4 protein-coding genes and 1 tRNA gene are annotated in these 8,249 nt (G+C 65.3%); 2 read left to right on the top strand and 3 right to left on the bottom strand.

Annotation, left to right across the window (positions count from 1 at the left end; genetic code table 11):
* Window positions 1–131 precede the first annotated feature (131 nt).
* Window positions 132–217, bottom strand: a tRNA-Leu gene (locus VF794_RS28440).
* Window positions 218–502: 285 nt separating this feature from the next.
* Here VF794_RS28440 and VF794_RS28435 point away from each other — a divergent pair.
* Window positions 503–1,588, top strand: coding sequence for a hypothetical protein (locus VF794_RS28435; protein WP_331115766.1), 1,086 nt, complete (start codon window positions 503–505; stop codon window positions 1,586–1,588).
* Between the two features lie 62 nt (window positions 1,589–1,650).
* On the opposite strand, the gene VF794_RS28430 is transcribed toward VF794_RS28435, so the two are convergent.
* Entirely contained in the window at window positions 1,651–2,151 is a 501-nt protein-coding gene (locus tag VF794_RS28430; RefSeq protein WP_331115765.1) for a hypothetical protein, read from the bottom strand.
* Between the two features lie 1,474 nt (window positions 2,152–3,625).
* On the opposite strand from VF794_RS28430, the gene VF794_RS28425 reads away from it, so the two are divergent.
* The gene (locus VF794_RS28425) at window positions 3,626–3,778 is read left to right on the top strand and encodes a helix-turn-helix domain-containing protein (RefSeq protein ID WP_331115768.1); all 153 of its coding nucleotides are present in this window, start codon (window positions 3,626–3,628) and stop codon (window positions 3,776–3,778) included.
* A gap of 66 nt (window positions 3,779–3,844) precedes the next feature.
* Here VF794_RS28425 and VF794_RS28420 read toward each other — a convergent pair whose 3' ends face one another.
* The gene (locus VF794_RS28420; RefSeq protein ID WP_331115763.1) at window positions 3,845–8,050 is read right to left on the bottom strand and encodes a hypothetical protein; all 4,206 of its coding nucleotides are present in this window, start codon (window positions 8,048–8,050) and stop codon (window positions 3,845–3,847) included.
* Window positions 8,051–8,249: the final 199 nt, after the last annotated feature.

The raw sequence follows: 8,249 nt of genomic DNA, 5'->3' as shown, positions 1-8,249 counted from the left end.
GAGATGACGATGCGCTACGCCCACCTCAGCCCGGACGTGAAGAAGGACGCCGTGCGCGCGCTCGAGGGGCACACTGGGGGCACATGGCGCGGGACGGGAGAGAATCCTCAGTGACTTCAACCACTTAGGAATGCACGAGCCTGGGATCGAACCCGGACGGCCCCTTCGGGCCAGCGGATTTTAAGTCCGCTGCGTCTGCCAGTTTCGCCACTCGTGCGCGAGTAATTTCAACAACTTACGACCCAACACCCCCGCTTTGCCCTTCCGCAGCCCCTGTGGTACCCACCTGGTACCCACGCCGCGCGGTACCCACCCAGACACCGCGCTTGGTACCCACTCCTGACCCCTCTGAAGTACCCACTTCAACTCCCCTCACAGCCTCCTCGCAGTACCACTTTCCTACCCCGTGGAGTAGCAGCACATGCCCAACTGGACAGGTAGCTGGGCCGGCGGCCGAACGTACCAGACCAAGGATAACCGCACAGTATGGGTGATCCGGAAAATGGTGAAGGGGCACCGTTACCAGATCGTCCTCGACTGCGAGACCGAGCGCCAGGCCCTCGCGCAGTTGGCGCTGTTCGACCAGGACCCGTCCTCCTACAAGACGCCAGGTGCCCAGCGAGACGAGGCGCGGCGGCAGGCCCAGGAGGACGAGGACAAATCCCGCCAGGAGGCCGAGGCTCGCCGCCTCCAGGACGAGGCGGATGCCGTGTACGTCAACGCGGCGTTCGTCGGTCGGTTCCTCGAGTTCATCAAGGACCGGACACCCAAGTACCGGAAGGATACCCGCTACTACCTTTCCGCCTGGGCCGATGCGCTCCAGGGGCGTGACCTGCGCAAGGTGGAACCTCGCGAGGTACTCAAGCTCCTGAGCCAGTGGAACACGGCCGAGCAGAAGCGGATCGCCGCCTTGAAGGCCTTCTGCTCCTACCTCATCAAGAAGGGGTTCATGGACCCCGCCCATGACCCGAGCCGCACCCTGACGGTACCCGCCAGCAGGCCCGAGAAGGCCATCCGCGAAAAGGGCTATGCGATGACCACCATCGAGGTGCTCTACCGAGCGCTTGAGGACCAGGGCTCGCGCGACGTGCTGCTCCTGCACGCGAAGCACGGGCTCCATGAATCGGAGGTGCAGCGCATCGCTGCGCGCGAGGGCAAGATCAGCTTGGTGCCCGGACACCTGATCATCGTCGGCACGGTGAAGTTCGTTCACAAGTCGGGCCGGGTTCATACGCTTTCGCTCGACGCACAGGCCCTCGCGGCGGCGCAGCGGCTCCAGGCGCACGGAGCACCGACGCCGGATCAGGTCCGTCACCGACTCCGCGTGGCCTGTGAGTCCCGAGGCCTGCCGCGCGTCCTGGTCGGAGAGCTCCGGCACTCCTTCGTCGCTTGGAGCCTGGAGTCGGGCGAGGCAGTCACCCTCTCCGGTAAGGGCGTGCCCCTCGCTCTTGTGGCTTCCGTGCTCGGTCACACCTCCACGGTGACCACGAAGAAGTTCTACGACGTCAGCAAGGTGCCCAGCATGATCAAATTGCCTCTCAAGCTGGAGCACCCCGACGACCCACAAGCGCTCCAGTCGGCAGCCTGAGCGCGTCACACCTCGCATCCCAAGCTGCCGTGGAGCTGGAACAACGAACGATCCGCGAATGGCTAGATTGACAGCTTGCGGATCTCCGCCCCTGGAGCGCGGGATGGATGCTCCGCGCTACTCGGCGGAGGCGTGACTCTACTCGTCACGCCTACCGGCAGTCCGACTCCGCTTCCGTTCGACCAGCCGCCCCCGCCTCCGCTGCCCTTCTTTCGCTTACCTTTCCTCCCGGGCGGAGCCCCCTCCAGCAACTCTTTGATGCTGGCAAGTTCAATCTGGGTCTCCTTCCCATGCTTCGGCGCTCGCCTGAGCGAGCCGTTCCCCAGGAGTTCGTAAATCTTCGATTCCTTACATCTCAACACCTCCGTAGCAATCTCGATTGGGACACCGATGGCGTCGCCGAGCATGGAGCGCACCCACACGCGCTCCACCACTCGCTGCACGACGTGCTCCATCACGGTGTACTGCATCTCCTCAACAATCATTCGAATCATCTGCACAAAGGCCGCAGGAAATTCGAGCCCCTCGCTACCAGAGGGGAAGGACATCTTGAGCTTCAGCACATCATCACCGCGCACCGTCTCCGTTGATGGGGAGCCTCCCCGCGACGGAGCCCTGCATTTGTTTGAATTCGACATCTCACTCCCACCTCAAACTCACGTGTATTCACAATCCCCTCTCTTGATGAAAATGCGATCACCTGTCGCAACTCCCCTTCAAAACCACCCCGAGCAACCCAATCACGCTCATGCCTACGTGGGCTTCAATTCGACTGAGACAGCACGTGCAACGCAGCCCAGTCCACCCCGCAGGAGCCAATCACTCCACCCAGCAGTTGGCTCCTGCCTCCTGCAGAGGGCATGACGTTGTCGCTCAGGGCACACGTAATGGCGGCTCCTCCGCGTCCTGCCCTTTCCGCGCCGTATCTGCGTGCTGAACCTGGTTTCGCACCAGCAACCATCTCCGCCGTCGCTGCTGAATTGCTCCGCACAGCCGAGACCGGTCCCGAACCTGCTTCACTCTGAACGCCCGACCGAACCTTCTGGCTAGACGCTTTCGAAAACTACACGAGACCGTGTGCGCCCTCCGAGGACCTGTCGTAGCAATTTCCCGTTGGATCACTCGCCGCCGACAGCAGGTACAGACGCGGAACCCACATCGGCTCCGCTCAGCACACGAGACCGGCGTGGCTATGCCAACCGAATGGCACCGCGCCGTCGCCCACACCGGGGCCCCTGACAACGATCGCCGCTCGAACGAGCAGCAGGCAGACAAGCACAGGCAGAGCCGCTGTACGTGCCGCCCGCTTGCAACGGAGAGCATGTGATAACATGCTGCCGAGAGCATGTTATTACATGCTCTGGGATCCCCTCCCCAGAGGGGCCAGTATCGTGTGGGATGACCCTGGACTCTTCCGTCCATGGGTCGGGGTCGCGTGCACGCAGTCCACCGCATGCGAAGCGCTTTAGCCCGTTCCTCATCTGCGCTCAAAGGACGAGCAGGGGAATGCCTGTCTGTCTTCAAGACAGACGGGCAGGCGCGTTTTAACGCATTGTGGCTGACATATTCACTGCATGACCCTGTGAAACCTCTCGGGCGCCGTTCCCCCTGTCTCGGGGTAGTTGACGCTTGGAGGAGAGCCTGGAACGACAGCCCAAAGGGGACGTGGAGGGGCCCGCGTGCGCCGCTCGACGGGGCGAGGCTCCTGCATTTCAACAAATCCCCGTCAGAGCTAGCGCCACGGGGATTGGAGCGCCTCAAGGCCTACGTGGGAGCATCTCGCGAACCACTGCAAGCGCCAAGTCCAACTCCCCAGCGGCCAGGGCTTCAAAACCGGTGGGGGGCATGGAGACATGTCCCTGGGAGGTTCGATTCCTCTGTCCTACCGACCCTTTCTCCCTCTGAAAACTGGCGTTTGCGGCTGTTGAGTCATCGAACTCAAGTGTTCGCCTGCGTTCGAACGCGTCCGTTTAATTACGTCCCTGGTGATTGCGTCCCTTCTCTTCCTCCGGGACCACGGGAACACGCCTGCTCTCGGTGCGCGAGGTGGCCGAGCGGCTCGCCGTCTCCACGGCCACGGTATACGCCCTCTGCAAGCGAGGGCAGCTCCGGCACGTTCGGGTATCGGGGGCCCTCCGGATAGACCCAACCAGCGTAGAGGCATTCATCGCCGCTGGAGGGGCGAGCTGAAGTCCCAGCAAGCAGCCCCGTCCAGCGTAGGCGGGGCTGCCCCGATCCCCGGGCACAGCCATTTGCTCACGGGTCACAGTCGACACGCTCCAGCACGTTCAACGCAGGGAAGTGCGTCGAGCCCGTGAGCGTGATCTTCTGCACGGCGTAGCCAGTCGCGGCGAGGGCCCGAGCCGTGTCGGTCCACAGGAACACGGCCCGCCGTCGCACGATCTGGGTGCGCAAGTCATCCGGGCAGACCAGCTCTATCCTGCTCGCTGGAGGGCTCCACGCGAACCGAACGCACTCCACCTGGGTACGCCCCTCGATCACCTGACGTCTGAGCAACGCATAGGCTGCCTGGGGAGCGGGGGTGACCGGTTCGATGGCGACGTCCACCGTCAGCACGATGATGATGGGTTCGATAACCCCCCGCGGTCCCGGTCTGATGGTGAGCTTGAGGGACAACGTCTCGCCCCCAGCGAGGCGTACCGGCTCGCGGCCCTCATAGAAATCGAGAAGCGAGAGTTGTCGGAGGGTGCGGGCACTCACGGGGATCTGCTTCGCGAAACCCGTTCCAATGAGAAGCGGGCGCGACACCCCGGTCGCATCAATGAGCTCGATCGAGAGAAAGGCCGAATGGCCTACCGTGTCGTCATCCCAGTCGTAGCGAAGCGCCAGCTGGCCATCCGCGTTGTACTCGGTCCGATCCGTCGCGAGGGTGACTGTGTGGATGGTCTGCTGGCCATTGTCCATCGTCTTCACGAACCCGGTCGCATGCTTCGCGGACGAGGCAATCTGTCGGTTGTATTCCGGATCCTCGAACAGAACGAAGAACGGCTCGAGCGGGAGCCGCTGCGCCTTCTCGTCCACGAGCCGGAACGGCAAGGTGAGCATCTGGTGGAACCCTTCGGTTCCTTGAGCCCGCGTGACGAGCGCATTCACCACAAGCACATCGCCCGCCCTCATATCCTGCAGGATCGCCCGCAGCATCTGAGCCTCGGCCGACTCTTCCACCAGTTGGAAAAGATACCGCCCAGGGCCGCCCGTGGCCGGCTCCTGCGATGGGTAACGAAGGGTTCGACCCCCTCGCTCAATCTGGAGCGCGACCTTCCACTCCTCCATACGCGCGAGCGGCCCGTCGAGCGCCACGTCCACGGTGATGGAGCCATTCCAGTCACTGGGGATCTCACCGTGCGAGGGGCATACGATCTTCATCTGGAGCCGGTGAGCGGGCTCGGAGCCAGAGGCCGCGAAGAACGCTTCATCGGCCGGACAGGTACGTGCGAGCAACCCGACATCCGGCTCGAACCAGCTCGCCCATGGCCGGAGTGCAGCATCGCGCGCATCGGCGTGGTTCGGAGGGAGCGGCACGGGACGAGGAGCGCGGTGCTGCACGGGCACACTGCCGGACACGAGTGCCTTCTGTGGCTGGTCCTGGGTCAACGTGATGCCGCTCTGACGCAGGAGTTGGTGGCGCATGGACAGGAACACGCCAGGCCGCGCGCCCACCAACGTCGTCCGGACCGAGCCCGGGAGTATGGGCTGGTGGCGCGCGATCCGCGGCTCCCTGCTCTTCAGAATCGCCGCCGCATCCACTGTGGGAAGCGGTGGATCCGGCAGGACTGGAAGCAGGCTGCGGATCGCCCCCGCTCGGAAGACCGGCGGCAGCCCAGCAGCGGGCTCTCCCGAGAGCCCAGTGCGATACTGCACACCGTGCTGGAGTGACTGCCACCAGAGCGAGAGTCCCTCGGTGCCGGAGTCGTCCAGCCGACCGATCACCCCTTCTTTGCCCTGGGTGTACTGGACGCTCGTCCGAAGGGCCGAAAGACCCCACGGCCAAGCCGTCCCCGTGGTCTGCGCCGCCGGGCGCGCGGTCAGGTGGATCGGCTGCAGGCCATTCGTCTGCGGCGGGGCCACCTCGAAAGGACGTAGGGTGGAAGGGATTTCGCGACCACCGAAGCGCCCATCCCGGAACCGGAGCTCGGCCACGGACGAGCGCAGCCGGAACACGCGCTTCGCCAGCGTCCGCGGCTGCTGGATTCCAGGAACGAGCCCGAAGTCGTAGCTCGTGACGAGGACCGCCTTTGACCCTATCGAGGGACCGACGTTCTGGCTCACCTCGCGGAATCGCAGCACGGCCACGGGCGACGCGGGGCTGAGGCGGAGATGCGTTTCGCGCGCCCAGGTCGCGGCGAACCTCCGTACCTCGGCGCGGTCCCCGAGCTCCCAGTTCTGGCTGGCGACCGGGCGCAGGCGGCCCGTTGCCGCATCCAGGCACAAGAGCTCCGCCACCACGATGCGCAGAGCGGTCTCGGAGAGCGGTGGCGCTGGCCGGAACTCCAGGCTCAGAAACGGGCTCACCGCGAGGGCCGTCGGGACCGGGGCGCCAGCCAGGAGGAGCGGCAGCACGGTCGCGGCCGCATGGTGGCGTGTCGCTGACGAGCTGGCCACAGTGCGCCTGAGGAGACCGCTCGCGAGTTGCAGTCCGGTCGCGAGCCAGCCATACGGTGGCGTGCTCGCCGGAGACACGCTGCTGACCGCTTGGAGAACCTGAAGGTGTCCCGGCCGCCAGACGAGCTGCTCGGCCGTGAGATCGCCCCACGAGGTCTCACCGTCCGGATCTGTCTTCGGCGGATAGAACTTGCGACGTCCCTGGTAGAGGAGTCCAAGGGTCGATGGCCGACCGAGGCGAGCTGGAGTGTCGGGAAGCGAGGCAAGGACGCTCTGGAGACCCGTAGGCGGCAGCTCGAACACGGGTTTCTGGACGTAAAACCAGCTCTCCTCCAGTGCCCGTGGATCCAGCCGCGACCACGTGCGGCCCACTGCGGCATCGAAGCTGGAGAATGTCACGGTCGTTGGCGTCGACTCTGCCCAAGCGGTCAGCGCGAGCACGAGCGGCGGCAGCACGGAGGGACTCGAGCGTCTCCGGTGAAGATTGAGTACCGGGTCGATCTGCAGCAGCGGAGGTGGCGTGGCTGTGGGCTCGAGCGCGTCGTGGCTCTGGTTCTGCATGCGCCCGACGAAGGGCATCTGGAGGAGCAACCAGGCCGGATCCCGCGGATCGGTCGGCGCGTAGTCCTCGGGACGAGAAAGCGTCGCGAGCTGCGTGCCACTCGGCAGGTATTGCAAGGCCGTGGCCGCCGAGGCTCCCACGGGGACTTCCTTCAACCAATGGATGGCGCTCGCCTCCACGAGCATCGTGCCCGCGGGCAGCGCGTCCAGGGCGGAAGGGGTCCCCTTTGCCAGGAGGGAGCGCATCCCGGAGCCAAGATAGCCATACGCGGAGTTGCCGATGAGCGCGGTCCCTCCCACGGGGGTCTGCAGCTGAAGGGCCTCTGTCTCCTGGGCCAGCAAACTGGCCTTGAGGCTCGCTGGCGCGAGGAAACGGACCTCCTGCACCACGACCCAGCGCCGGTCGTTCCGGAGCGTGGGCGCGGTGAACGACGCGCCGGGGAGCACATCCACGAGCTGATGCTCCACGACGGCAAGAAACTGCCAGCTCTTGCCGGGAGCGAGCTGGAACAAGAGGTCGCCTGGGCTCGTCTCAAGCGTCCCCGGCGGGATGGCGTGCTGGTCGAACAGGATGCGGAGGGTATGCCGCAAGTGCTCGAGCGACGACGCGGCGCGCGCGGCGGGCAGCGTGAGCTGCGCGCGTGTGGCATCGAAGGTCATGCCCACGGGCCAGGAGACGAGGTCCTTCACCTCGAGGAAGCCATTCAGCAGGTAGTGCTCGTCCCAGGTGTCCTCACGGGACTCCCCCGTGTAGCCGAAGACGACATCACCCGCTGAGGAGCCGAACACCCGTGCGAGACCAGGAGGTGCGGGGGCTCGCGAGTCCTGCAGGAACTCTCCCCATTGGCAGCGGACGAGGACCTCGACGAAGGAGCTCGACAAGTGGAGCGTGGGGACATCATTCGGAGCCGCGAGGACGCGGAAAGCAAGCGCGGTGAACCCCGGCACTTCCCCCGTCGCCACGTGCATACCTGGGAGGAGTTGCAGACGGGAGCCCGCGCCCACCTCATAGGTGCGCCAGCGGAACTGGATGGCCGTTTCCCCAACGAGCAGCGGCGCCTCCTCGAGCTTGGACGGATCCGCGACGGGGATGGCAATCCGCATGTCGTCGAAGAGGAAACCCGACTCCCAACGCATGCCCCCAGCCTCAGGACCCAGGAGCTGAAACCGGATATCGGCCGCGAACGCGGTCCGCACGGTGCTGGACGTGAGCAACGCGCGCAGCGGCGCGTCCGTCCGCAGCCACCCGAGCGGCACAGGACGCGTGCCGACCGGCATTGAGGACACCCCACGCCCGAGCCGTACCCCGAGGAGCAACGAAACGCGGTGCCCGAGCGTGACTGGATCGATACACAGGTTGACCTCGCGCGGAGGCAGCGGCTCGGACTCCGAGGCTCCCGTCGCGATGTAGCGGTGCTCGAGCACCCCGGGGACGGCGCTGAAGCTGAGCTGGGCGAGCGGGATGCGCCAGTCAGCT

This window comes from Archangium sp., from assembly GCF_036389735.1.
In the GTDB taxonomy this organism is placed as follows: domain Bacteria; phylum Myxococcota; class Myxococcia; order Myxococcales; family Myxococcaceae; genus Archangium.
This window is presented reverse-complemented; position numbering and strand designations above follow the sequence as displayed.

Bases quoted from the DNA above. Each gene is read 5' to 3' on its own strand.
- VF794_RS28435 (WP_331115766.1), top strand. From the start codon at position 503: ATGGTGAAGGGGCACCGTTACCAGATCGTCCTCGACTGCGAGACCGAG.
- VF794_RS28420 (WP_331115763.1), bottom strand. From the start codon at position 8,050: ATGCCGGTCGGCACGCGTCCTGTGCCGCTCGGGTGGCTGCGGACGGAC.